Raw genomic sequence first — 525 nt, forward strand, 5'->3', positions numbered from 1 at the left:
ACTTGCTCAAACGGTACAAAAATTGAATCCCCTCAATTCCTCAAACAGTCTCTCAACGCCATCAAGAAAGCAAGTAGACAGCACTCCAAAAAGCTAAAAGGGTCAGTTAACCGAGAACGGGCAAGGAAAAATTTAGTACGCAAGCATGAGGATATTTCTAATACTAGACGTGACTGGTTTTGGAAGTTAGCTCACGACCTAACTAATAAGTTTGATCTGCTGTGCTTTGAGACACTGAACCTTAAGGGGATGCAACGTCTTTGGGGTCGCAAAATCTCAGACCTAGCTTTTGGAGAATTCCTGCAAATCCTAGAATGGGTTGCTAAAAAGAAGGGCAAGCAAGTTGTATTCGTGGATGAGTGGTATCCATCCAGTAAGACTTGCTCTAATTGTGGACACGTATTAGAAAAATTGGATTTGTCAGTTAGAGAGTGGTGTTGTCCCTCTTGTCAGTCAGTAAACGGGAGAGACGAGAACGCAGCTAAGAATATTTGTGCAGTTGGGGCATCAACTGCTGGGTTAGGC

The 525-nt window shown here is 43.2% G+C and carries 1 protein-coding gene; it reads left to right on the forward strand.

The genetic code is table 11. The features are described from left to right. On the forward strand, positions 1-525 hold a 525-nt coding region (locus tag AC5590_RS10085), incomplete at both ends, for an RNA-guided endonuclease InsQ/TnpB family protein (protein WP_169269056.1).

The organism is Brasilonema octagenarum UFV-OR1 (assembly GCF_963888615.1).
Lineage (GTDB): Bacteria > Cyanobacteriota > Cyanobacteriia > Cyanobacteriales > Nostocaceae > Brasilonema > Brasilonema sennae.